The sequence below is a fragment of the Mycobacterium aquaticum genome, assembly GCF_002086485.1.
GTDB lineage: Bacteria > Actinomycetota > Actinomycetes > Mycobacteriales > Mycobacteriaceae > Mycobacterium > Mycobacterium aquaticum.
Map to the genome: position 1 here is coordinate 74,858 of NZ_MVHF01000025.1, position 20,961 is coordinate 95,818.

A 20,961-nucleotide genomic window follows, 5' to 3' on the forward strand; every position below is an offset into this window, starting at 1 on the left:
ACCGCCGATCCGGCGAGCTGCCCAGTCAGGTCGCCTGCAGCGTCAGCCGTGCACCGGGGTCCGCCGACAGCGGCACATTGTGGCGCTGCAGCAACCACGACGCGATGTTGTGGAACAGCGGCGCCGCCGACGAACCCGGCGAACCGTCGGCCGCGCGCTGCGGCGCATCCATCATGATCCCCACCACGTAGCGCGGATCGTCCGCAGGCGCCATGCCCGCGAAGGTGATCCAGTAGACGTTGTCGAAGTAGCAGCCGCACGCCGGGTTGATCTGCTGGGCGGTGCCGGTCTTCCCCGCGATCTGGTAGCCCTCGACCGCCGCCTGCGGACCCGTGCCCTGCTGGTAACCCATCGGATCGCGCTGCACGATGGCACGGAACATGTTGCGCACCGTGCGTGCCGTATCGGGCGACACCACCCGCACACCGTCCGGGCGGGGCTCGTCCTTGACGCTGCCGTCCGGGCCGATGGTCGACTTGATGATCCGCGGCGGGATCCGGACGCCGTCGTTGGCGATGGTCTGGTACATCGAGGTCATCTGCAGCAGCGTCATCGAAAGGCCTTGGCCGATGGGCAGGTTCGCGAACGAGCTGCCCGACCACTGGTCGATGGGCGGCACCAGCCCGGAGCTTTCACCGGGCAGACCGACGTTGGTGCGCTGCCCCAGCCCGAACTTGCGGACCATGTCGTAGAACCGGTCCGGCCCGATCCGCTGGGCCAGCATCAGCGTGCCGACGTTGGACGACTTACCGAACACCCCGGTCGTCGTATACGGCATCACGCCGTGATTCCAGGCGTCGCGGACCGTGACCCCGCCCATGTTGATCGAACCCGGAACCTGCAGCACCTCATCGGGATTGGTCAGGCCCAGCTCGATCGCCGTGGACGCCGTGATGATCTTGTTGACCGAACCGGGCTCGAACGGTGAGGACACCGGCAGGTTGCCCATCTGCCGCTCGCCCTGCCTGCCGATGTCCTGCGAGGGGTCGAACGTGTTGTCGTTCGACATCGCCAGTACCTCACCGGTTTTCGGGTCGAGTACCACCGCGGAGACGTTCTTCGCGCCGGAGGCGTCCTTGGCCATCTGCACTTGCTGCTGCACGTAGTACTGGATGTCGTCGTCGAGCGTCAGCTGCACCGTGGAACCGTTGACCGCGTCGTGGCGGTTGCGGTAGCTGCCCGGGATCACCACACCGTCGGAACCGCGGTCGTAGGTGAGCGAGCCGTCCGAACCGGAAAGTTCGGCGTCGAGCGAATCCTCCATACCGAGCAGTCCGTGACCGTCCCAGTCGATACCGCCGACGATGTTGGCGGCCAGCGCTCCACCGGGGTACTGGCGCAGATCCTGTCGTTCAGCGCCGACCTCGGGAAACTTGTCCATGATGGCGCTGGCGATCGCGGGATCGACCGCACGCGCCAGATACACGAACGAGTCGTCGCTCTTGAGCTTGCGCAGCACCGTCTTGGCGTCGGGCTTGTTGTTCAGCCGCGCCGCCACCTCATTGGCGATGTCGGAGAGCCTGCGATCGGGATCGGGCGCCTTCGGCGACTTGGCCTTGGCGTCGGCCAACTGCTTGCGGACCCGCACCGGCTGGAACGTCAGCGCCTTGGCCTCGATGGTGAACGCCAGCTTGTCGCCGTTGCGGTCGATGATGCTGCCGCGCAACGCCGGTTCGACATCGGTGACCTTGAGCTGGCTGGCTGCCTCGGCCCGCAGACCCGCCGCGCGCGGAACCTGCAGGCTGAACAGCTGCGCCACCGCGATGGCCAGCACGGAGAAGATGACGATGTTGCCGGTCCGGTGGCGGAACATGAACGACGCACTGCCCGAACCACTTTGGGTGGCGACTCGAACTCGCCGGGCCTTCGCCGGACGCCCCTGGCCGGTCTGGTCCGCCTTCCTGGGCGGCTGCGGCCGCCCCCTCATGCCGCCGGTGCGGGGACGGGAGCGGGGGCCGGGACGACCTGTTCGGCGCCTGGGACCGGGCCGGCGGGCAACGGCACGCCTGGCACCGGCGCCGCCGCGACCGGTGCCGGGGCGACCGGAGCCGCGACCGGTGGGGCCTCAGGAGGCGGCGCCAGCGCGGGCACAGGTGCCGCGGGCACCGGTGCGGGCACCTCGGCCTGCGGCGCCGCAGGCGGTGCGGCGATCTGCGGCGCGGACGCGGGCACCGGTGCCGGAACGACGCCGGGAGCCGCCGGTGCTGCCAGTGGCTGGCCGGGCAGCTGCCCCGGGACCGGCTGACCGGGCAGCACCTGACCCGTGGCTGGCATGTGCACGGTCACCTCGCGGGGATCGACCACCCGCGGCGCGGGAGGTGCCGGGGGCGGCGTGGTCGGGTCGGGCAGCGGAACATTCATCGGCGGCGGCGGTACGCCTTCGGCAGGCTTGGGGGTACCCACCACGGTCCAACTGCCCGTGGGGTCCTGAACCAGATGCGCGGTGTCGCGCGACGGAATCATGCCCAGGTTGCGGGCCGCCTCCGCCAACGCGGGAGCGGCCTGCGCTTCGAGCACATCGCGTTCCAGCGCCTCTTTCTGCTGCTGCAGGCCCTGCGTCGTCTGCCGGGCGTGGCCCAACTCGTAGGTCCGCTCGGCGGAGCCGGTCGACAGCCACAGCGTTACGCCCAACCCGAAGCCCAGCGCCGCGATCACGAGGGCGACGAACGGAACCCTGGCGATCAGCTCGCGCGGGTTCAGTTCGACAGAAGCCAGTCTGACCAGCAACCGTTCCCGCAGTGGCGGGCGTACAACCTTGGGCGCCTTGGCTTTCCGGGCCTTGGCTCGGGCCTTGGCCTGGCTGGCGCTCTTGGGACGGGCCGGCTGGGTCTTGGGCCGCGGGATCGGACCGGTAGCGGGCGCCGAACGGCCCCGCCGCTGATCGACATCGGGCCTGCGGGTGCGGGCGCGGGGCGGCGCCTCGGTGGCCCGGCGGGCCACGGCCCGGCCCGGCTTGCGTGCGTTGCGTCGACGCTTGCTCTCAGACGCCGGTGCAGGTCGCTTCGTCTTCATGAGTTGCCCCTTCCCCCAACCTTTTCGAGTGCTCGCAGCCGCACCGGGGCGCTACGCGGATTACGTTCGATCTCATCGGCGCGGGCCCGCTCGGCGCCTCGGGTCAGAGTCACGAATTCCGGTTCGTGCCCTGGCAATTCGATGGGCAGGCCAGGTGGCGTCCGGGACGCCGTCGCGGTGGCGAACGCGTTCTTGACGATCCGGTCCTCCAACGACTGGTAGGCCATCACGACGATGCGTCCCCCGGGGCGCAATGCCGCCAACGCGGCAGGCACCGCGGCGCGCAGCGATTCGAGCTCACCGTTGACCGCGATGCGCAGGGCTTGGAACGTGCGCTTGGCCGGGTGCCCTCCGGTCCGCCGCGCCGGGGCCGGAATGGCCTCGTAGAGCAATTCGACCAGTTCGCCCGTGGTCTCGAAGGGCTGCTCGGCACGCCGCCGGACGATCTTGTCGGCGATCCGCCCTGCGAACCGCTCCTCGCCGAAGTCCCGCAGCACGCGCGCCAAGTCTTTGGCGTCGTACGTGTTGAGGATCTCCGCGGCGGTCAGCCGTGCATCGGGATCCATCCGCATGTCCAGTGGCGCGTCGACCGAGTAGGAGAATCCCCGCTGCTTCTGGTCGAGTTGCATCGAGGACACGCCGAGGTCGAACAGCACGCCGTCGACGCGGTCGACACCGGCTTCGGCCATGGCTGCGGGGATGCCGTCGTAGCGGGTGCGCACGAACGTCACCCGGTCGGCGAACGGGGCCAGCCGGGCACCTGCGATGGCCAGTGCATTGGGGTCGCGATCCAGCGCGATCAATCGGAGACCCGGGAACTGGGTGAGAAAGCGCTCGGAGTGCCCGCCGGCACCGAGGGTGCCGTCGATGAGCACGGCTTCGGATCCATCGTTGTGGCGACGGGTCAGCGCGGGGCCGAGCAGTTCGACACAGCGGTCCAGCAGGACTGGGATATGACCGTGGTCCCCCACGTTCGCGTCCACACCAATACCTCCGCTATGGCCTGCCCCTGCGACGAGGTCTCTGTCCGAAACCTTGGACCTGGCGTTGGGGAAGTACGCCAGGGCCGGCTCGGGCAGAGGCCACGCCGCACGGGCCTCGTTCGGGTCAGCGTCCGAATCAAATGATGTCGCGCAGAGTTTCATCAGTGGCCGCGGAGAAGTTCTCTTCGTGGATCTGTTGGTACTCCTGCCAGGCTTGGGCGTCCCAGATCTCCAAGTAGTCGACCGAGCCGATCACCACGCAATCCTTCGAGAGGTTCGCGTAGCGGCGGTGATCTGCCGACAGGGTGATCCGGCCCTGCGCGTCGGGGTGCTGCTCATCGGTTGCGGCGGCCAGGTTACGCAGGAACGCACGGGCTTCCGGATTGCTCCGGGAGGCCTGTGAGGCGCGTCGGGCCAGCTTTTCGAACTCGTCGCGCGGGTAGACGGCGAGGCTGTGATCTTGGCTTTTGGTGACCATCAGTCCTCCTGCCAGCGCGTCGCGGAACTTGGCGGGCAGCGTCAGCCGCCCCTTGTCGTCGAGCTTGGGCGTGTAGGTGCCCAGAAACATCTGGCCACCTCCCACACGGGGTTCCGGTTTCCCCGCTGGCCGCCACTTTACCCCACAATCCCCCACTTTGCTCCAATTGATGGCACGAGTTGGTTGCAACGCCCCACGCTCGGCTGCAAAGTACTGGTGTTTTCACGCGGACAGCCCGTCGTCATCCACCTACCGACGGAAAATCCCCAGGTCGACAAGCATGCGGCAGAAGTGGGGCGGAGTGGGGGAAATGACCACGGACAGCCCCGCGCTGGCGTGTCGCAGACTCGCCGGAAACACAAAAAAAGGGGTAGCCCATGTGGGCTACCCCGGAACCGGTCCCGGCCTACTCGTCGAAACGCCTGCGGAAACGGTCTTCCATCCGGTTGGTGAACGAACCACCACGCTGACGGCGCTGCCGCGGCGAGCCGGGTGCCGCAGCCGAGCGATCACGCCCGCCCGTCACCCGCGGGCCCGTGATGGCGAACACCACGCCGGCGAACATCACCACAAAGCCGAGGACCGACAACACCGGGAAGCCGCCGATCATGGTCGCCTTCACAGCGACACCGACGACGAGCATCGCCAGGCCGAGGACGAACAGGAGAGCGCCCTGCAGCCTGCGGCGCGCCGAAGGCGCGCGTAGAGTCCCACCGCGAACGCTCGACGCGAACTTGGGGTCCTCGGCATAGAGCGCGCTCTCGATCTGATCGAGCATGCGCTGCTCATGATCGGAGAGTGGCATTCGTCCCTCCTTGCCGACGCCGCCGTCGCATTGTCCGAAGTAGTCTGACCAAATTCTTCGATGCCCGTTCATCACGGACACCTAACAGTAATGATACGAGGTCGATCCGAGCCGTACCACCTAGTTCGCCGTCGATTGTATGTCGTTGGGCACAACGGGGACCGGGCACCTCGCCGCCCGGATAATGACTTCGATAATCGAGTGTGACCGCAACGACAGCCGCCGGGAGGGCTACCGAATTGGCGATGTATCTCATCGATCTGTCGCCGGACGACATGCAGCGCCGGCTTCCCGATGCGCTGCGGGTCTACGTCGACGCCATGCGGTACCCCCGTGGCACCGAGGAGCAGCGAGCGTCGCTGTGGCTCGAACACACCCGACGGCTCGGGTGGAAGGGTGTCGCGGCCGTCGAGGTCGACGAGTCGGCGCTCAGCAACGACGGCACGCCCAGCAGCGAGGTGCTGGCCACTGCCCCACTGCTCGGCATCGCCTACGGCTACTGCGGCGCGCCCGATCAGTGGTGGCAGCAGCAGGTGGTGGCGGGTTTGCGCCAGGTCGGCGCCGATCCTGCCCACATCTCCGAGCTGATGAGCAGCTATTTCGAGCTCACCGAACTGCACATCGAGCCCCGGGCGCAGGGTCGCGGGCTGGGCGAGGCCCTGACCAGGCGGCTGCTCGCCGGACGCGGAGAATCCCACGTGTTGCTGTCCACGCCGGAGATCAACGGTGAGGCCAACCGCGCGTGGCGGCTGTACCGCCGATTGGGATTCACCGACGTCATCCGCGGTTACCACTTCGCAGGCGACCCCCGCGCCTTCGCGATCCTCGGCCGCGCCCTGCCGCTGTGATTCCCACCCCATCTGGCACGATGACCAGGTGCGCAAGCGGTTGATATGGTCCACCTCACGCGTGGAACGAGCCCGCTCCCGGAACAGGAGCCGACTACCAGCACTGGTGATCCTGCTGTTGCTGGTACTGCCGATGGCTGTGGGGTGCGTCCGCGTCCGCGCGTCGCTGACCGTCTCTCCCGACGATCGCGTGTCGGGCCAGATCATCGCCGCTGCCAAACCCCGCGACGCAAACGACAAGGGCCCGCAGCTGCTGAACAACCTGCCGTTTGCCACCAAGGTCGCCGTCAGCCCCTACAGCCGCGACGACTACGTGGGCTCACAGGCCGTGTTCTCCGACCTCAGCTTCTCCGAGCTGCCGCAGCTGGCCGGGATGAACCGCGATTCCGCAGGCGTGGACATCTCCCTGCGACGCGCCGGTGAACTCGTCATCCTCGAGGGGCGTGTCGACCTCACCACGCTCAACGACCCGCAGGCCGACGTGCTGCTGACCGTGTCCTTCCCCGGCGAGGTGACCTCCACCAACGGTTCCCGGGTGAGCTCGTCGATCGTGGAGTGGAAGCTGCGGCCTGGCGTCGTGAGCACGATGAGCGCGCAGGCCCGCTACACCGATCCCAGCGCCCGCTCCTTCACCACAGCCGCCATCTGGCTCGCGGTGGGCGCGTTCGTGGTCGCCGGTGTGATCGGCGGGCTCGCCTGGCACAGCCGGGACCGCACGCCCAAACCCGGCGAGCCCGTGACCACGCACGACTGACGAACCGTTCCTGAAAAGACCGCAGCAGGCTCTACGCTGAAGGCACCGCGGGGGCGCGAACACACAACGAAAGGGGTAGGGCGCTGAGCGTGGATGCAGCGGCACCATCGGCTGCGGAGTTGGCCGGCGCCGTCACCGAACAGTTGCGCGAGTACCTGCACGAACGCCGGCAGGACTGCGCTTACATCGGCACCGACTACGCGGAGCTGACCGCGGCCCTCGAAGAATTCGTGCTTCGCGGCGGCAAGCGGGTGCGCCCCGCGTTCGCCTACTGGGGTTGGCGCGCCGTCGCCGATGCCCCGGATACGCAGGCCGACGCCGGGGTCCTACGCCTGTTCGCGGCCCTGGAACTCCTGCAGGCGTGCGCGTTGGTGCACGACGACGTGATCGACGATTCGGCGACCCGGCGCGGCCTGCCCACGGTCCACCGCCTCTTCACTGAGCGGCATCGCGAGCGGCGCTGGCGCGGATCCTCCGAACAGTTCGGTCTGTCGGCCGCGATCCTGCTCGGTGACCTGGCCCTGGCCTGGGCCGACGACATCGTGGCCACCGCCGATCTACCCGCCGACGCGCGGCTGCGTGTCCAGCAGGTGTGGGCACACATCCGCACCGAGGTGCTGGGCGGCCAATACCTCGACATCGTCGCCGAATCCAGCGGTGCGGAATCGGTGGCCTCGGCGATGAACGTCAACACCTACAAGACGGCGTCCTACACCGTGGCCCGGCCACTGCAACTGGGCGCCGCCGCGGCCGCCGACCGGCCCGATGTGCAGGAGATCTTCCACCACATCGGCAATGACCTCGGCGTGGCGTTCCAGCTGCGCGACGACGTGCTCGGCGTGTACGGCGACCCCGCGGTGACCGGGAAGCCCTCCGGCGACGACCTGCGGTCGGGCAAGCGCACGGTACTGCTCGCCGAAGCGCTTGAACTGGCCGACAAGACCGATCCCGTCGCGGCCAAACTGCTGCGCACCTCCGTCGGCACAGACCTGACCGACGTCCAGGTCCGGGAGCTGCGCCTTGCCATCGAATCGGTCGGAGCGTTGGCCGCTGTGGAAGAACACATCGGGATGCTCACCCGGCGCGCGCTCGAGGTGCTGACCGCGGCTCCCGTGCACACCCCGGCCAAGGCCGGCCTGGCCGAACTCGCGCGGCTCGCCGCCAACCGGTCGGCATGAGCGCGCCCACCGCGTCTGCGACCTCGAACAGCGGTTTGATGCACCATATTTCGCGTCTCGTCGGGTTCGCCATGTCCCCGCAGGGCGCTCAGGCGCGGCTGGGGTTCCTCGGTGCCGTGCTGCTGACCATCGGCGGGCTCGGCGCGGGCAGTACCCGGCAGCACGATCCCCTGCTGGAGTCACTGCACCTGTCCTGGTTGCGGTTCGGCCACGGCCTGGTGCTCTCGTCGGTGCTGTTGTGGGTCGGCGTCGCCTTGATGCTGATGGCCTGGCTGTGGCTGGGCCGACGGGTGATCGACCGCACCGCAACCGAATACACCATGGTCGCCACCACCGGCTTCTGGCTGGCTCCGCTGCTGCTGAGCGTGCCGTTGTTCAGCCGCGACACTTACTCCTACCTGGCTCAGGGTGCCCTGCTGCGTGACGGACTCGACCCGTATGTGGTTGGGCCGGTGGACAACCCGAACTCCTTGTTGGACGACGTCAGCCCGATCTGGACCACGACCACCGCACCGTACGGGCCGGCCTTCATTCTCGTCGCGAAGTTCGTCACGCTGCTGGTCGGCAACGACATCGTCTCGGGCACCATGCTGTTGAGGCTGTGCATGCTGCCCGGTTTGGTGTTGCTGATCTGGGCCTCGCCGCGGGTCGCCCGCCACGTCGGAGGCAACGGCGCTGCGGCGCTGTGGATCTGCGTACTGAACCCGCTGGTGATCATTCACCTGATGGGCGGCGTGCACAACGAGATGCTGATGGTCGGCCTGATGATGGCCGCGATCGCGTTGACATTCGCGGGACGCCCGGTGTGGGGAGTAAGCCTCATCGCGGTGGCCGTCGCAGTGAAAGCCACCGCGGGACTTGCCCTTCCGTTTCTGGTCTGGGTATGGATGCGGCAACTGCAGGAACGCCGCAACCTGCGCCCGGTGCGGGCGTTCGCGACCGCCACGGCGGCGTCGGCCCTGATCTTCGTGGCGGTGTTCGCCGTGTTGTCACTCGCGGCCGGTGTCGGCTTGGGTTGGCTGACCGCGCTGGCAGGCTCGGTGAAGATCATCAACTGGCTGACCATCCCGACCGCGGCGTCCAACCTCATCAACGCCGTTGGCGGCCTGCTCTTCCCGGTGAACTTCTACGCGGTGCTCGAGGTTGCGCGGATCATCGGCATCGTCGTGATCGTGGTTGCGCTGCCGCTGCTGTGGTGGCGCTTCCGGCACACCGACCGGGAAGCACTCACCGGTATCGCCCTCGCGATGGTCGTCGTGGTGTTGTTCGTGCCTGCGGCACTCCCCTGGTACTACACCTGGCCGCTGGCGGTCGCCGCCGCGTTGATCCAGACCCGGCCCGCGATAGCGGCGGTCGCCGGGTTCTCCACCTGGATCATGGTGATGTGGAAGCCCGACGGCGCCCACGGCATGTACTCGTGGGCGCATGTGCTCCTCACCACGGCGTGCGCTGCAATCGCGTGGTATTCGCTATACCGGGCGCCCGAGCCCGACGCCGCGACAGCCGACGAACCCGAGCCTGCCGCCGCCTAATCCTGCCGAGCGTGCGTGTCTGCCGGCCGACACGCCGGGTCATGCCGTCATTCCGCGCACGCGCGTCTCGCATGAACGTGCGTTAGGCGTTGGCGGTCAGCGGCGTGTCGGGCAGCAGACGCGCACACTCGCGGTGCAAGTGGAGCGGTGCAAGCGCAACGGGATCAGTACGCCATGGCCTGGGCTCGGCGGACCACCTCACGGGCCTGGTGGGAATGCAGCGCGTCAACCGGGCGCGCATTGGCCTGCCGGTCGGTCGAGCCGTCGCGGCTGATGGTCAGCGACGCATCGGGCGTGAACAACCAGCGCACGATCTCGGTGCTGCGATAACCCCCGTCACTGAGCACCACGAGCAATCCCGGCAGGGACTTCACCACATGCCCGGAGGCATCGAAGAAGATCTTGGGCACCACGAGCACCCCGTCGCGGCGCACCGCGATGAGGTGGCCTTCACGCAGTTGTTGGTGCACTTTGGTGACGGAAATGCCGAGCATGTCGGCGACAGTAGGAAGGTCATAGACGGCTTCACCGGGATCAAGAACGTCATCGGCGGCCGGAATGCTGCTCACCGCACCGATTCTAGGACTACCCGGGCGACTCGTAACATGTGTTCGGTGGAGGCGCACCAGCAATCGGACCCGCTCGTCGGCACCGTGCTGGATCGGCGGTATGAGGTTCAGACTCCGATCGCCACCGGTGGGATGTCGACGGTCTATCGCGGACTCGACACCCGACTCGACCGTCCGGTCGCCATCAAGGTCATGGATTCGCGGTACGCCGGTGACGCCCATTTCCTCGCACGGTTCCAGCGGGAGGCCCGGGCGGTGGCCCGGCTGAGCCATCCCGGGCTGGTGGCGGTCTACGACCAGGGCGGCGGGGGCACCGCTCATCAGCCGCCGTTTCTCGTGATGGAGCTCATCGAGGGCGGAACGCTACGGGAGTTGCTGACCGAGCGGGGCCCGATGCCGCCGCACGCAGTGGCCGCCGTCCTGACCCCGGTACTGGGCGGGCTCGCCGTGGCGCACCGCGCAGGCCTGGTACATCGTGACATCAAGCCGGAGAACGTGCTGATCTCCGATGGCGGCGACGTGAAGATCGCCGATTTCGGGCTCGTGCGCGCGGTCGCCGAAGCCAAGATCACTTCCACCAGCGTGATTCTCGGTACGGCGGCATACCTGTCGCCCGAGCAGGTCAGCACCGGTGACGCCGACCCACGCAGCGACGTCTACGCAGTGGGCATCCTGACGTACGAACTGCTCTCCGGCACGACGCCGTTCACCGGCGACTCCGCGCTCTCCGTCGCCTATCAGCGGATGGACCACGACGTGCGACCGCCCAGCACCGTGATCGCCGGTGTGCCACCGGAGTTCGACGCGCTGGTGCGCCGGGCCACCGCGCGCGACCCCGCGGACCGCTACGCCGACGCCGACGAGATGGGCGACGATCTGCACGATATCGTCGCCGAACTCGGGCTGCCCGCCTTCCGGGTCCCGGCACCGCGGAACTCCGCACAGCACCTGGCAGCGACGCGGGTCCACAGCCGCCAGGATCCGCCCGCCGAGATGACGCCACCGCCTGCGCCGCAACCGGCTCATCCCCCGGTGCCGCCCCGGCAACTGACGCGAGAACTGACCCGAGACCAAGACTGGGTGGCGGTTGCTGACGACTCCGGCGAATACACCGAATACCGGGCTGCGGCAACGAGATTCGCCGGAATCGAGATGAGCGAGTTCTACTGGGCGCAGCAACGCGCGAAGCGTGCGCTGGCGTTCTGGGTGATCGCCGTGCTGACGTTCACCGGGCTCGTGGCCGCGGCGGCGTGGACGCTGGGCAGCAACATCGCTGCGCTCATCTGACCGCCACGGCCGAATGTCCTAGTCGCGCAACATCTCCGCGACCAGGAATGCCAGCTCAAGGCTCTGCTGGGTGTTGAGCCTCGGATCGCACGCCGTCTCGTAGCGGCCGGCCAGGTCCGAATCCGAAATGTCCTGCGCCCCACCGAGACATTCGGTGACGTTCTCGCCGGTGATCTCGACGTGGATGCCACCCGGATGAGTGCCGAGAGCGTGGTGCACCTCGAAGAAGCCCTGCACCTCGTCCACGATGCGGTCGAAATGCCGGGTCTTGTAGCCGGTCGACGATTCGTGGGTGTTGCCGTGCATCGGGTCGCACTGCCAGACCACCTGATGGCCGGTGGCCTGCACCTTCTCGATGATCGGAGGCAGCAGATCGCGCACCTTGTTGTTGCCCATGCGGGTCACCAGGGTCAGCCGGCCGGGCTCGTTGTGCGGATCGAGCCGTTCGACGTACTCGACGGCCAGTTCCGGCGACGTCGTCGGCCCCAGCTTCACCCCGATCGGGTTGGCGATCACCTCGGCGAAGGCGATGTGCGCGCCGTCGAGTTGCCGGGTGCGCTCACCGATCCACAGGTAATGCGCGGACTGGTTGTACAGCCGGGGCGTGCCGTCCAGCTCGTCGGACAGCCGCAGCATCGCGCGCTCGTAATCCAGCACGAGGGCCTCGTGGCTGGCGAAGATCTCCGCGGTCTGCAGGTTGCGATCGGCCACCCCACACGCCGACATGAATCGCAACCCCCGGTCGATCTCACCGGCGAGCGCCTCGTACCGGGCACCCGCCGGCGAGGTCCGGACGAACTCGCGGTTCCAGTCGTGCACGAGATGCAGCGAAGCCAGGCCCGACGAGGTCAACGCGCGGACCATGTTCATCGCCGCGCTGGCGTTGGCGTAGGCGCGCACCAACCGCGACGGATCGTGGGCGCGGACCGCGGCGTCCGGGGCGAATCCGTTGACCATGTCGCCGCGGTAGGACTCCAAGCCCAACGCGTCGATGTCGGTCGACCGCGGCTTGGCGTACTGCCCGGCGATGCGCGCCACCTTCACCACCGGCATGCTCGCGCCGTACGTCAGCACAACGGCCATCTGCAGCAACGTGCGGATGTTGGCCCTGATGTGGGGCTCGGTGTTGTCGACGAACGTCTCGGCGCAGTCACCGCCCTGCAGCAGGAACGCCTTGCCGAGCGCAACCTCGGCGAGCTGACCCTTGAGCTTCTCGATCTCCGACGGCACGGTGACCGGCGGCACACTCTCCAGAACCGTCCGCATGGCCTTGGCGGCATCGGCGTCCCAGCTGGGCTGCTGTGCGGCCGGCCGGGCCAGGGCGGCGTCCAGACGCTGCCGCAGCTCGTCGGTCAACGGTGGCAGCGGCGGCAGCTGCTCGATGGGAATGTCGACGGTCCAGTTCACCCGTTCATGGTAACCGCCGGTTAAGGCCGGTTTCTGTGGCCTGAGTGGACTCGACCTGCGGTGCGGGCCCCGTTCCGCTGATCAAGTGGACCTGCGGCGCCTGCCCCGTTGCGCTGATCAAGTGGAACCGCTCCAGGTTCTGCCGCGCGTCGACGAGCGCGTCGTGCGCGTCGCGCGATCGCGGTGGCATCCGCGGCGAACCGCGATCCTCCCAGAGCTGGCGCAGCTCACGGGTGAACCGAGGGATGGCCTGCGGCAGCTCGGTCATCGGGCCCCACAGCTGACACAGCACCACATGGTCGTAGGCCCCCACCCAGGCCCACAGCTCGATCGGCTCGTCACCGTCGATGCCGAAGAATTCCTCGAGCTCCTCGCGAATCTGGCGGCGGGACCGCCACAGCTTCGACGACGGCGAGGGCAGCTTCGGCAGCACATGCTTGCGCACCCAGCGGCCCGCCCGTTCCGGGTCGAATTCCGTTGATATCGCGTAGTATTCGCGACCGTCTTCGGCGACCACGCCGATCGAGATCAGGTCGATGGTGCGACCGTCGTCGATGAACTCGGTGTCGTAGAAGTAACGCATCAGGCCACCTGCCCCGGCGCAGGCGCGGCGTGGATCTCCCGATCCAGCTGCTTGTCGACCGCGGCGTCGTCGGGGAACTTCGGTGTCCCGGCGATCGCGTCCTGGACCCACAGCTTGGCCTGCACCACCGGACGGCGCAACCAGCGCTCACGCTCCAGGGCGCGGTGCATCTTGCGGGGCCTGGTGGTGTAGCGCCAACGCGCCCACGGCGCATGCGGCCGCGACAGCCTGATGGCCCCGACGAACAGCAACGGGGTGATGAACATACCCACCAATCCGGTCCACACCTTGCCTTTGAGCAACACCACGACCGCGAGCAGCAGGGTGATCACCGCGACCACCACCACGACCGTCCTTGCGAAGACGGTCTGATCCTCACGCCAGATATTGATATCGAAAAATGACAGCGGATTGAAACCCAGGATCAGCAACCCCGCCACGGCCACAGCGGCGAACACCGCGTCCACCGAGGTGCGACCGTCCTCCTCCCAGTACACGTCGGAAAGGTGAAGGACCAGCGCGAACTCGTCGAGCACCAGCGCCGCACCGATGCCGAAGAACGTCGAGGCCACGGCGAATTCGGGAACCCCACCACTGACCGACAACGTCACCATCGTGATCCCGGAGAGCATCACCAGGATGATTCCGATCACCATGTGGTGAATGTGCATGCCGCCGCCGCCCTGCGAAACCGAGATGTTGCGGGGCTGCCACCACTTGGGCGGCTTGTCGCTGTTTGCGTGCCGACGGATGTAACGCACCAGGGTTCGGGTCACGAAGAACGTGAGGATGAACGCCACCAGGCAGCACAGCAAGGGCAGGCGATCGCGGGTCACGAGATAGAGGTGGGCGGTCACGTGCACGCTGACAAAACTTACGCCGAGCAGAGCGCGCCGGGGCCGTGGATTCACCCGTGCCAGGTGGCCACCGATAGTCTGTTGAGGACATGAGTACGCGGAAGGCGCCCGGCTGGGCTGGTTGGGCACCGACCATCGCATGGCGAATTTTCCAGCTGCTGACTTTGGCGGCGCTGGCCTGGGCTGGTTACAAGCTGCTCGGCCACACCCCGTACCGCATCGACATCGACGTCTACCGGATGGGCGGAAGGGCCTGGCTGGACGGCAAGCCGCTGTACTCCGACGGCGCCATCTTCCACACTCAGGGCGGGCTGGATCTGCCGTTCACCTATCCCCCGCTGGCCGCCATCTCGTTTGCTCCGTTCGCCTGGCTGTCCCTGCCTGCCGCCAGCGCCGCGATCACGCTGACCACGCTGGTGTTGCTGATCGCCTCGACCGTCCTGGTGCTGACCCGGCTCGATGTCTGGCCGCAGACCACGGTCACCTCCGAACCGGCCTGGCTGCGTCGCTGCTGGCTGGCCGCCGCCGTGGTCGCTCCCGCGGTGGTCTACCTCGAGCCGATTCGGTCCAACTTCGAGTTCGGCCAGATCAACGTCGTGCTGATGACACTGGTGATCGCGGACTGCGTACCGCGGCGTACCCCGTGGCCGCGCGGCATCCTGCTGGGCGTGGCCATCGCGGTCAAGCTCACCCCCGCCGTGTTCCTGCTGTACTTCCTGTTGCGCCGCGATGTCCGGACCCTGCTGTGGACTGCCGGCTCGACCGTCGTCGCGACACTCGCCGGCTTCGCCCTGGCCGCTCGGGATTCGGTGGAGTACTGGACCGAAACCGTCCGCAACACCGACCGGATCGGCACCGCGACGCTGAACACGAACCAGAACATCGCGGGCGTGCTGGCTCGCCTAGGCCTCGGCGAGGCCCCCCGCTTCGTGCTGTGGGTGCTGGCCTGCCTGGCGGTGTTGGCGCTGACCGTGTGGGCCGCGCATCGCGCGCTGCGCGTCGCATCGATCGATCCGGACCAGGCCGACGCGTCGTCGATGCTGGCGTTGATCTGCGTGGCTATGTTCGGGCTGGTCGTCTCCCCGGTGTCGTGGTCGCACCACTGGGTCTGGACGCTGCCGACACTGCTGGTGACCGGAGTCGTCGCTTATCGGCGCCGCAACGCCGCGCTGACCGCGGTCACGGTGGCCGGGATGGCGCTGACGATCTGGACACCGATCACTCTGATGTCACCGCACCACGAGACTGCCGCATCCCTGTGGCGGCAGCTGGTCGGCTGCTCGTATGTGTGGTGGGCGCTGGCCGTGATCGCGGTGACCGGGCTGACGTCGACGGCACATGCCGGCGACCGCACCAGCCACGCAGCGGTTGCGTCGTACCGATAAACCAGCTCAGCTGGCCCAGGCTGAACTGCCGGCTCAGCCGGCGGCCGCCTGCGGAAGGCGCGCTGCCGGATTCCCCGTCGCGGCGCTCGCGGGACCGGACTTCACGTCCGCGGCGTAGAGGTCGACGTACTCCTGGCCGGACAGGCTCATCAGCTCGTACATCACCTCGTCGATCACCGCACGCTCGATGAAGCGGTTGCCCGCCAGGCCGTCGAAACGGCTGAAGTCCATCGGCTTGCCGAATCGCACCTCGACGCGGCCGAACTTCCACATCTTGCTTCCGGGCGGGTTCACGACATTGGTGCCGACCATCGCGACCGGAATGACCGGAACTCCGGTCTGCAGGGCCAGCCGGGCCAGGCCGGTCTTGCCCTTGTAGAGCCGTCCGTCCGGGGAACGGGTGCCCTCTGGGTACATGCCGAGCAGCTTGCCCTCGCTGAGGATGCGTTCGGCGGTGGTCAACGCGCTCTGCGCCGAATCGGCATCGGTCCGGTCGATCGGAACCTGTCCGGCCACCGTGTAGAACCACCGGGTGAACCAGCCCTTGATCCCCGTTCCGGTGAAGTACTCGGCCTTGGCCAGGAAGGTGATGCGGCGGCTCACCACCAGCGGCAGATAGAAACTGTCTGCCACCGCCAGATGGTTACTGGCCAAGATCACCGCACCGGACGCCGGAACATGCTCAAGCCCAGTGACTTTCGGCCGACCGAGCAAGGACAGCAAGGGTCCCATGAAGATGAACTTGAAAAGCCAGTACCACATGGACCCTCCCCATCGGAATGCTCTGGGACAACTGTACTCAGGGGTTGTGGCGGCTACCACCGGACCGCCCGTCTGCGAGACCGGTCTCACTCCTCGACGGTGACGGGAATGTGCTGGTAGCGGCCGGGCCCTGCGGGTGGTGAATCGTCGGGCGACGGAGAATCCGGTCCACCGTCAGGAGTCGGCGGTTCCGGGGGGTGCGCATCGTTGTCGAGCACCGCACGGATCACCGTCAGCAGCGCGACACTGTGCTCGGCGATCACGCCGAGCAGCGGATGCTGCTCACCGTTGATCAGTGCCGCCAGCGCGCACACCGGGCACCACACCTGCTGGCATTTGCCGGGAACCCCGGCCGCGCTTGCGGCCAAACCGGCCGCCGCGAGCCGTACGGCAGGGTCGAGCCGGTCGAGGATGGCCTGTGCCAACTCCCGTAGCTCCGGGCCCAGGTCGGGATGAGACCCACTCATGCCGGCCATACCTCCGGATCCGGTCGAAAACGCACCGTCAGCTCACTGCCCCGTAACTGGGCGTCCGTCACGATGCATCGCCGCAGCACGGACGCCAACCGAACCCGGCGTCGCACACCTGAAACACCGATGATCAAGTCGTCGCCTACCCGGCCAAGCGTCAGCGCGGATGAGTCGACCTGCGGCAACTCTAGCCGTAACCGGTAGACCGCCTCGAGCCCAGACCCCGATTCGCGGTCCACGACCGGACGCAACGGCCCCGGCGGTGGCGTGCCGTCGCGCCTGCGGGCGCACTCGAGCAGCTCCCCCAGCGCCTTGGGGCCGATCGGTTCCCCGGCCAGGTGCGGCACCATCACCAGCTGCACGTCGCCGATGGACCCGGCGAGTTGGTCCAGCACGGTGCGCTGCTCGGCGATCCGCTCGGAGTACCAGTCGAACGCCGGATGCGCGGGAAGATTCGAATACTCGAACGAATCATCCTGCACCAAAACCTGATTGACGATCAGTTCGGCCACACCCACGCCCATCAACGCCAGCGACCCCAGCGTGCGGATCGCCTCGGCAGCGACCACGCGCTCAGCCGTGAGCACCAGATGGGCGCTCACCTGCTCGCCGTCGGTGAGCAGGGAACTCAAGCGCGAGACGCCCGCATCGATGCGCTCGAGCAACGCCACGATGGCCGCGTTCTCAGCGCCGCCCGACAACCGGCGATGCCGGGGCCAGGCCCGTTCCAGGTACAGCCCGAATGTCGCTGGCAGAGTGAGCATCCGCAACGCGTCGGCGGTGGAGGCGCAGTCCACCACGACGTGGTCCCACCGACCCGACGCGGCGAGCTCCCCCACCTCGTGCAGGCCGAGCACTTCCTGAATCCCCGGCAGCGCCGAAAGTTCCTCCGGCGCAACGTCTCCCAGATCCGATTCGCTGAACCGCTCGGACAGCGGCGTGACCACCTCGAGCCAGCGGGCCTCCAGCAGGGCCAGGGTGTCCAGCGCAAGGGCATCGAGAAAGCCGCCGCCGACGTCGGCATCGTCGGCCAGGACCCTGGTAGGTGCCCGCTGCCCGGTCGGGGTCAGCACAGTGCCGAGGACGTCACCCGTCGAATGCGCCTGGTCGGTGGAGACGATGAGCACCCGTAGCCCGGCCCGGGCGTCACGTACCGCGGTCGCGGTTGCCAGCGTCGACTTGCCCACCCCGCCCTTGCCGACGAACAGGCTGATCCGCGCCCCATCACCGCTCAGGTCAGTGCACCTCGACTCGCTTCTTGAGGTCTTTGAGCGCGGTGTCGGTGAGCCGCCGTTCCGCCTTCCGCTTGAGCAGCCCGATCATCGGGATCATCAGGTCGACCGAGAGTTCATAGGTGACGTCCGTGCCGGATCCCTTGGGCGCCAGGCGATATGTGCCCTCCAGCGCACGCAGCAGCGAACTCGACTCCAACGTCCAGCTGACCGATGTCCGGTCGGCGGGCCATACGTAGGACAACACCATGGTGTCCTTGAGTACCGCCGCGTCGAGCACCAGCCGGGCCTTCTTCGGCAGGCCGTTCTCGTCGACGTCGAGTACCTCGGTCTCCTTGTACTCGGCCACCCACTCCGGATAAGAGTCGATGTCGGCGATGACGTCCATCACCGTCGCCGGATCGGCCTCGATATAGATGGTCTGCGCCGTCTTGTCGGCCACTGCACGCCCTTCTCCCCACCACGCGGAGTTGCCACCGCCTTCGCGGAAAAATCTACTCTCCCGCATCGCCTGCGGTGCGTTGTCAGACCACGCGGGAAACCCCGACAGGTCGGGATGCCTCCAGCCGTTGCTTGATCTCGAACGCCATCACCTTGCCCGCGACGCGGCGCTGGTGATTCAGTTTGGCCAGATCCATCTTGGCCAGTTCCCACGCCGAGGCACCGGCGGGTTCGGCGTGCAGGAAGTAGTGCAGGATCACGCCGTCCAGCGCCTCTTCGAGCCAGACCTCCATGGTGCCGGTCAGGGCGCCGGCAACGGTCCAGCGCTGCCCCTTCTCGGCCCGGTCCTCGATGACTGTGAGCCGCAGGTCCGGCCACCAGCGGCGCCAGTCGGCGGAATCGGCAACGGCACGCCCGACGTCGGCGGGATCTGCGCAGACGAAGGTCTCATCCGCGATCTGGACGCTGTTCATGAGGACCTAGCTTCACATATGCGCTGCCGAGTGATCGACGGGGCCGACTAGGCTTGTCGCGCGGAAGTTCTGCCACCGGCGACTAAGGGGCCCAAGATCGTGCGTGAGTACAGCGTTCCGGCAACGTTTCAGATCGGCGAACACGACACGGTTGTCGACGCCGTATACACCCACGAGCGCGAGGATCCCGACTACGTCATCTTCCAGCGGCTCGTCGACGGCGCCTGGACCGACGTCACCTGCGCGCAGGTCGCCGCACAGATCCGCTCGACCGCTTTGGGTTTGATCGCCGAAGGCGTGCAGCCCGGCGACCGGGTCGCGATCCTGTCGGCCACCCGGTACGAATGGCCCATCGTCGATTTCGCCATCTTGTCGATCGGCGCGGTCACGGTGCCGATCTACGAGACCTCGGCGCCCGAGCAGATCCGCCACGTGCTGGACAACTCCTCGGCCGTGCTGGTGGTCGCCGAGACCGATGCCCACGCCGAACGGGTCGAGCAGTTGCGCGATCGGCTGCCCACCGTGCGCAAGGTGCTGCGCATCGACGGGACCGGCCCCGCCGCACTGGATGCACTGGCCGAGGCCGGCGCGTCCACTGACCCCGCCGAGCTGCAAACCCGGTTGGCCGCGGTCAAGTCGTCGGATCCGGCCACCCTCATCTACACCTCGGGCACCACGGGTCTGCCCAAGGGCTGCCAGCTCACCCACGCCAATCTGCTCTCGGAGATCCACGGCGCCAAAGCCGCGTTCCCGGACCTCTTGACCAAGGGTCAGCGGATGCTGGTGTTCCTGCCCCTGGCCCACGTGCTGTCGCGGGCGATCACCGTGGCCGCCTTCACCAACAAAGTGGCGCTCGGCTTCAGCAGCGACATCAAGAACCTGGTTCCGATGTTCGCGGTGTTCAAGCCGACTCTGGTGGTGTCGGTGCCCCGCGTGTTCGAGAAGGTGTACAACACCGCCGAGCAGAATGCCCGCAACGACGGCAAGGGCTGGATCTTCGACCAGGCCGTGGCCACCGCGATCGAATACAGCCAGGCCCTGGATCACGGTGGCCCGAGCTTGCTGCTCAAGCTCAAGCACACGCTGTTCGACAAGCTGGTGTACGGCAAGCTGCGCGCGGCGCTCGGCGGGGACTGCCGCGCGTCCATCTCCGGCGGCGCACCGCTGGGCGCGCGGCTCGGGCACTTCTACCGCGGCGTCGGCCTGACCATCTACGAGGGTTACGGGCTGACCGAGACCAGCGCGGCCATCACCGTCAACCAGGTCGGTGCGCTCAAGGTCGGCTCGGTCGGAAAGTTGTTGCCCGGCAACAGCATGCGCCTCGCCGACGACGGTGAGCTGCTGGTCAAGGGTGGCGTGGTGTTCAACGGCTACTGGCACAACGAGCAAGCCACCGCCGAGGCCATCGAAGACGGCTGGTTCCACACGGGCGATCTCGGCGCCATCGACGACGACGGCTTCCTGACCATCGTGGGCCGCAAGAAGGAGATCATCGTGACCGCGGGCGGCAAGAACGTCGCCCCCGCCATCCTGGAAGACCGCCTGCGGGCGCACCCGCTGATCAGCCAGGCCATGTGCGTCGGCGACCAGCAGCCCTTCATCGCCGCGCTGATCACCATCGACCCCGAGGCGTTCGAGGGCTGGAAGCAGCGCAACGGCAAGGACGCCGCGGCCACCGTGGCCGACCTGACCAACGATCCGGATCTGGTTTCCGAGATCGACCTGGCGGTCAAGGAGGCCGATGAGGCGGTGTCCAAGGCCGAGGCCATCCGCAAGTTCCGCATCCTGCCGGTGGACTTCACCGAGGAGACCGGCGAGCTGACGCCGACGCTGAAGGTCAAGCGCAAGGTCGTCGCGGAGAAGTTCGCCGACGAGATCGCGGCGCTCTACGGCTGAGCGCCGCCG

The 20,961-nt window shown here is 67.6% G+C and carries 21 protein-coding genes; 7 read left to right on the top strand and 14 right to left on the bottom strand.

The window, feature by feature from the left end; all coding sequences use genetic code 11:
• Nucleotides 1–25: 25 nt before the first annotated feature.
• From BST13_RS22435 to BST13_RS22455, 5 genes are all read right to left on the bottom strand, one after another.
• Nucleotides 26–1,927 carry a peptidoglycan D,D-transpeptidase FtsI family protein gene (locus BST13_RS22435; protein WP_083166225.1) on the bottom strand — a complete coding sequence of 634 codons (1,902 nt, stop codon included), beginning with the start codon at nucleotides 1,925–1,927 and terminating at the stop codon, nucleotides 26–28.
• A complete protein-coding gene (ftsL, locus tag BST13_RS22440; protein WP_083166226.1) occupies nucleotides 1,924–3,012 on the bottom strand; it encodes a cell division protein FtsL in 1,089 nt (362 codons plus the stop codon). Before ftsL ends, BST13_RS22435 begins: the two co-directional genes overlap by 4 nt.
• Nucleotides 3,009–4,157, bottom strand: a complete 1,149-nt coding sequence (gene rsmH, locus BST13_RS22445) for a 16S rRNA (cytosine(1402)-N(4))-methyltransferase RsmH (RefSeq protein WP_245839771.1) — start codon at nucleotides 4,155–4,157, stop codon at nucleotides 3,009–3,011. Before rsmH ends, ftsL begins: the two co-directional genes overlap by 4 nt.
• Nucleotides 4,132–4,563, bottom strand: a complete 432-nt coding sequence (mraZ, locus tag BST13_RS22450; RefSeq protein WP_064945953.1) for a division/cell wall cluster transcriptional repressor MraZ — start codon at nucleotides 4,561–4,563, stop codon at nucleotides 4,132–4,134. Before mraZ ends, rsmH begins: the two co-directional genes overlap by 26 nt.
• A gap of 316 nt (nucleotides 4,564–4,879) precedes the next feature.
• Nucleotides 4,880–5,278: a DUF3040 domain-containing protein gene (locus tag BST13_RS22455; RefSeq protein WP_083166228.1), complete on the bottom strand. Its 399-nt coding sequence runs from the start codon at nucleotides 5,276–5,278 to the stop codon at nucleotides 4,880–4,882.
• 239 nt (nucleotides 5,279–5,517) lie between these two features.
• Between BST13_RS22455 and BST13_RS22460 the strand changes: the two genes are divergently transcribed.
• From BST13_RS22460 to BST13_RS22475, 4 genes are all read left to right on the top strand, one after another.
• Entirely contained in the window at nucleotides 5,518–6,126 is a 609-nt protein-coding gene (locus tag BST13_RS22460; protein WP_083166229.1) for a GNAT family N-acetyltransferase, read from the top strand.
• 133 nt (nucleotides 6,127–6,259) lie between these two features.
• Nucleotides 6,260–6,880, top strand: a complete 621-nt coding sequence (locus tag BST13_RS22465) for an LppM family (lipo)protein (RefSeq protein WP_281254764.1) — start codon at nucleotides 6,260–6,262, stop codon at nucleotides 6,878–6,880.
• Nucleotides 6,881–6,969: 89 nt separating this feature from the next.
• The gene (gene idsA2, locus BST13_RS22470) at nucleotides 6,970–8,058 is read left to right on the top strand and encodes a bifunctional (2E,6E)-farnesyl/geranyl diphosphate synthase (RefSeq protein ID WP_083166230.1); all 1,089 of its coding nucleotides are present in this window, start codon (nucleotides 6,970–6,972) and stop codon (nucleotides 8,056–8,058) included.
• Entirely contained in the window at nucleotides 8,055–9,590 is a 1,536-nt protein-coding gene (locus tag BST13_RS22475) for an alpha-(1->6)-mannopyranosyltransferase A (protein ID WP_083166231.1), read from the top strand. Before idsA2 ends, BST13_RS22475 begins: the two co-directional genes overlap by 4 nt.
• 164 nt (nucleotides 9,591–9,754) lie before the next feature.
• On the opposite strand, the gene BST13_RS22480 is transcribed toward BST13_RS22475, so the two are convergent.
• Complete coding sequence (locus BST13_RS22480; protein WP_083166232.1) at nucleotides 9,755–10,159, bottom strand: Rv2175c family DNA-binding protein; 405 nt, start codon at nucleotides 10,157–10,159, stop codon at nucleotides 9,755–9,757.
• A 36-nt stretch (nucleotides 10,160–10,195) separates the two neighbouring features.
• On the opposite strand from BST13_RS22480, the gene BST13_RS22485 reads away from it, so the two are divergent.
• A complete protein-coding gene (locus tag BST13_RS22485; RefSeq protein WP_083166233.1) occupies nucleotides 10,196–11,446 on the top strand; it encodes a protein kinase domain-containing protein in 1,251 nt (416 codons plus the stop codon).
• An 18-nt stretch (nucleotides 11,447–11,464) separates the two neighbouring features.
• Here BST13_RS22485 and BST13_RS22490 read toward each other — a convergent pair whose 3' ends face one another.
• Genes BST13_RS22490 through BST13_RS22500 form a run of 3 tightly spaced genes read right to left on the bottom strand, consistent with a single transcriptional unit; the run spans nucleotide 11,465 to nucleotide 14,299 of the window.
• Nucleotides 11,465–12,853 (bottom strand): class II 3-deoxy-7-phosphoheptulonate synthase, encoded by a 1,389-nt coding sequence (locus BST13_RS22490; protein WP_083166234.1) that lies wholly within the window; start codon nucleotides 12,851–12,853, stop codon nucleotides 11,465–11,467.
• 4 nt (nucleotides 12,854–12,857) lie between these two features.
• Nucleotides 12,858–13,436: a polyadenylate-specific 3'-exoribonuclease AS gene (locus BST13_RS22495; protein ID WP_083166235.1), complete on the bottom strand. Its 579-nt coding sequence runs from the start codon at nucleotides 13,434–13,436 to the stop codon at nucleotides 12,858–12,860.
• Nucleotides 13,436–14,299, bottom strand: coding sequence for a hypothetical protein (locus BST13_RS22500; protein WP_083166236.1), 864 nt, complete (start codon nucleotides 14,297–14,299; stop codon nucleotides 13,436–13,438). The genes BST13_RS22495 and BST13_RS22500 overlap by 1 nt, the downstream gene beginning before the upstream one ends.
• An 83-nt stretch (nucleotides 14,300–14,382) precedes the next feature.
• On the opposite strand from BST13_RS22500, the gene BST13_RS22505 reads away from it, so the two are divergent.
• Nucleotides 14,383–15,678: a glycosyltransferase family 87 protein gene (locus BST13_RS22505; protein WP_083166237.1), complete on the top strand. Its 1,296-nt coding sequence runs from the start codon at nucleotides 14,383–14,385 to the stop codon at nucleotides 15,676–15,678.
• 33 nt (nucleotides 15,679–15,711) lie between these two features.
• On the opposite strand, the gene BST13_RS22510 is transcribed toward BST13_RS22505, so the two are convergent.
• The 5 genes from BST13_RS22510 to BST13_RS22530 all read right to left on the bottom strand — a co-directional run bounded on the left by BST13_RS22510 (nucleotide 15,712) and on the right by BST13_RS22530 (nucleotide 19,056).
• The gene (locus tag BST13_RS22510) at nucleotides 15,712–16,440 is read right to left on the bottom strand and encodes a lysophospholipid acyltransferase family protein (protein WP_083166238.1); all 729 of its coding nucleotides are present in this window, start codon (nucleotides 16,438–16,440) and stop codon (nucleotides 15,712–15,714) included.
• A gap of 86 nt (nucleotides 16,441–16,526) precedes the next feature.
• Nucleotides 16,527–16,907, bottom strand: a complete 381-nt coding sequence (locus BST13_RS22515; RefSeq protein ID WP_083166257.1) for a hypothetical protein — start codon at nucleotides 16,905–16,907, stop codon at nucleotides 16,527–16,529.
• A complete protein-coding gene (locus tag BST13_RS22520) occupies nucleotides 16,904–18,145 on the bottom strand; it encodes an ArsA family ATPase (RefSeq protein ID WP_083166239.1) in 1,242 nt (413 codons plus the stop codon). The genes BST13_RS22515 and BST13_RS22520 overlap by 4 nt, the downstream gene beginning before the upstream one ends.
• Before the next feature lies 1 nt (nucleotide 18,146).
• Complete coding sequence (locus BST13_RS22525) at nucleotides 18,147–18,584, bottom strand: SRPBCC family protein (RefSeq protein WP_083166240.1); 438 nt, start codon at nucleotides 18,582–18,584, stop codon at nucleotides 18,147–18,149.
• A gap of 82 nt (nucleotides 18,585–18,666) precedes the next feature.
• The gene (locus tag BST13_RS22530; RefSeq protein ID WP_083166241.1) at nucleotides 18,667–19,056 is read right to left on the bottom strand and encodes a polyketide cyclase / dehydrase and lipid transport; all 390 of its coding nucleotides are present in this window, start codon (nucleotides 19,054–19,056) and stop codon (nucleotides 18,667–18,669) included.
• Between the two features lie 99 nt (nucleotides 19,057–19,155).
• On the opposite strand from BST13_RS22530, the gene BST13_RS22535 reads away from it, so the two are divergent.
• The gene (locus tag BST13_RS22535) at nucleotides 19,156–20,952 is read left to right on the top strand and encodes an AMP-dependent synthetase/ligase (RefSeq protein WP_083166242.1); all 1,797 of its coding nucleotides are present in this window, start codon (nucleotides 19,156–19,158) and stop codon (nucleotides 20,950–20,952) included.
• Nucleotides 20,953–20,961: the final 9 nt, after the last annotated feature.

Bases quoted from the DNA above. Each gene is read 5' to 3' on its own strand.
- BST13_RS22435 (WP_083166225.1), bottom strand. From the start codon at position 1,927: ATGAGGGGGCGGCCGCAGCCGCCCAGGAAGGCGGACCAGACCGGCCAG.
- ftsL (WP_083166226.1), bottom strand. From the start codon at position 3,012: ATGAAGACGAAGCGACCTGCACCGGCGTCTGAGAGCAAGCGTCGACGC.
- rsmH (WP_245839771.1), bottom strand. From the start codon at position 4,157: ATGAAACTCTGCGCGACATCATTTGATTCGGACGCTGACCCGAACGAG.
- mraZ (WP_064945953.1), bottom strand. From the start codon at position 4,563: ATGTTTCTGGGCACCTACACGCCCAAGCTCGACGACAAGGGGCGGCTG.
- BST13_RS22455 (WP_083166228.1), bottom strand. From the start codon at position 5,278: ATGCCACTCTCCGATCATGAGCAGCGCATGCTCGATCAGATCGAGAGC.
- BST13_RS22465 (WP_281254764.1), top strand. From the start codon at position 6,260: ATGGCTGTGGGGTGCGTCCGCGTCCGCGCGTCGCTGACCGTCTCTCCC.
- BST13_RS22475 (WP_083166231.1), top strand. From the start codon at position 8,055: ATGAGCGCGCCCACCGCGTCTGCGACCTCGAACAGCGGTTTGATGCAC.
- BST13_RS22485 (WP_083166233.1), top strand. From the start codon at position 10,196: ATGTGTTCGGTGGAGGCGCACCAGCAATCGGACCCGCTCGTCGGCACC.
- BST13_RS22495 (WP_083166235.1), bottom strand. From the start codon at position 13,436: ATGCGTTACTTCTACGACACCGAGTTCATCGACGACGGTCGCACCATC.
- BST13_RS22505 (WP_083166237.1), top strand. From the start codon at position 14,383: ATGAGTACGCGGAAGGCGCCCGGCTGGGCTGGTTGGGCACCGACCATC.
- BST13_RS22510 (WP_083166238.1), bottom strand. From the start codon at position 16,440: ATGTGGTACTGGCTTTTCAAGTTCATCTTCATGGGACCCTTGCTGTCC.
- BST13_RS22515 (WP_083166257.1), bottom strand. From the start codon at position 16,907: ATGAGTGGGTCTCATCCCGACCTGGGCCCGGAGCTACGGGAGTTGGCA.
- BST13_RS22530 (WP_083166241.1), bottom strand. From the start codon at position 19,056: ATGAACAGCGTCCAGATCGCGGATGAGACCTTCGTCTGCGCAGATCCC.